Origin of the sequence: Segeticoccus rhizosphaerae (assembly GCF_009192725.1) — a bacterium.
Taxonomy (GTDB): domain Bacteria; phylum Actinomycetota; class Actinomycetes; order Actinomycetales; family Dermatophilaceae; genus Segeticoccus; species Segeticoccus rhizosphaerae.
In genome coordinates this window covers 1-1,881 of sequence record NZ_VOHR01000502.1, presented here as the reverse complement: position 1 = coordinate 1,881, position 1,881 = coordinate 1, and the positions used below count along the sequence as shown (strand labels likewise).

Here is a 1,881-nt window from a genome sequence, read left to right as displayed (position 1 = left end):
CGCCACCGAGGGCGACGACCCGGCGCAGCCGCGACGGCCCGAGTGACCGGTGTCGAGGAGCCGAGGAGCCGGGGGAGGGTCGGCCGACAAGGGGCGCGACGTTGGCGGGAGCGCCCTGCGCGTCGGTCTGGTGGGCCCTTTCCTGCTGCTCCCGCTCGAGGCTGGCGGTGATGCGGGCGACCAGCTCGGGGGGCATCGGTCCCGGCTCGGGCAACGATGACAGCAACGCGCGCACCCCGGTGGGGTCCTCGTCCGGGGACGAGGCACCCTGCGGGTGGCGAGGTGTGATCACGAAGACCTCCGGTGGCGAACGCGGTCGAGGATCTGGTCGATGGGGACGGGGCGCAAAGCCCGATCAGGGGTAGGACGTCACGGCGGAGGCGAAGGTTCCCCCGGCGACGGCCGGACGCCCATCGTCGCGGCACCGGCCCGGTCGGCCGCGGTCAGCAGCTCGGCCATCGCGGCACGCCCCCGGGCGCATCGTGACTTGATGGTCCCCTCGGCCACCTGGAGCGTGTCCGCTGCCTCGGCGACCGACATGCCGTGCATGTCGACGAGGGTGAGCGCCATCCGCTGCCCCTCCGGCAGCTGCGCCAGCGCCCGCTGCACGTCGAGCCGCACCTCCACGCTGTGGTGGTGGTCGTGCGCGTCGGCCAACTCGTAGACCGGCAGCGCGCTGGTCGGCTTGGTCCGGCGCAACCGGTCGAGGCAGGCGTTGACGATGATGCGGTGCAGCCAGGTCGTGACGGCTGCCTCGCCCCTGAACGACTCCGCCCGCCGGAAGGCCGAGATGAACCCGTCCTGCACGGCGTCCGCGGCGACCTCGGGGTCACGCGTGATGCGCAGGGCAACCGCCCACATCCGGTCCCTGTGCCGGCGGAACAGCTCGCCGAAGGCCTCCCCGTCACCGGCACAGTGCGCCGCGAGCAGCTCGCGGTCGGTCAGCTGCGGCAGATCCGGCCCCCGGACCACGGTCGGTCAGCGTCCCTTGACCGTGATTTCGGAGAGCCCGCCGTGGTGGTATGCCGTGTCCTTGACCAGCTTGGTGATGTAGACGATGACGTAGCGCCCCTTGGGCGGCGAGTCGCCCGAGGCCTTGACCTTCACCGTGCCGTCCTTGCCCGACGAGCTGCCGAGCCGGGTGGCGCCGTCGGTGGTCGGCTGGTCGCCGACGTAGACGGTCAGCCCCTCGGGCAGGGGCAGGTCGAGGTCCGCCTCGCTGACCTCCTTGCTCGCCCCGAGGTCGAAGACGAGGCCGACCCCGCCCTTGAGGCCGCCGAAGTCGGCCTGGTTCCAGCCGTGCGACATCCATGAGGTGTCGGGGTTGCCGTCATAGGCCGGGCTGACGTCCAGCGGTTCCTTGAGGCTGGAGGCTCCGGACATGATCGAGCCCGAGGTGATCTTCAGCGTCTTGGCGGGCGGAGTCTTCTTGGTGGGCTTGGCGGTCTCGGTCTGGGTCCCGCTGTCGGTCGGGGTCGGGCTCTGCGATGAGGTCGTCTGCGACGTCGTGCTGCCGGCAGCCGGGGCCTTGTTGTCGTTGTTGCCTAGTCCGGCCACGCCGCAGTAGGCGAGCAGCACGGCGACGACCACGAAGGCCGCGACGAGCGCCAGCGCGATCTTGGCCTGGTCGCCGGACGGCTCGGCCGCGACGGTGCCGGGCAGAAGGGGCACCGGCGACTCGAGCTCGTCGTCGCCGTCACCGTAGAAGTCGCCTTCATCGCCGTCAACGTCGCCGTCAGCGTCGTCGCGCCCGTGATCGTCCCTCCGTGCGGCCGATCGCGACGTGTCGATCCGCTGGGTCTCATCCGAGCGGTTCCCCCGCGCGGCCTCACCGGAGCGCGAGGCCCCGGCCGCGGCCGCTCCCGCTGCGGCGCCCCCAGC

At 72.2% G+C, this 1,881-nt stretch carries 3 protein-coding genes; all 3 read right to left on the bottom strand.

Annotated elements, in window-relative coordinates:
• Positions 1-292: hypothetical protein (locus FRW57_RS21125; protein WP_203230470.1), on the bottom strand; the 292-nt coding region annotated here is incomplete at its 3' end.
• A 77-nt stretch (positions 293-369) separates the two neighbouring features.
• Entirely contained in the window at positions 370-972 is a 603-nt protein-coding gene (gene sigM, locus FRW57_RS21120; protein ID WP_152186989.1) for an RNA polymerase sigma factor SigM, read from the bottom strand.
• 6 nt (positions 973-978) lie between these two features.
• Positions 979-1,881: hypothetical protein (locus FRW57_RS23630; RefSeq protein ID WP_162529457.1), on the bottom strand; the 903-nt coding region annotated here is incomplete at its 5' end.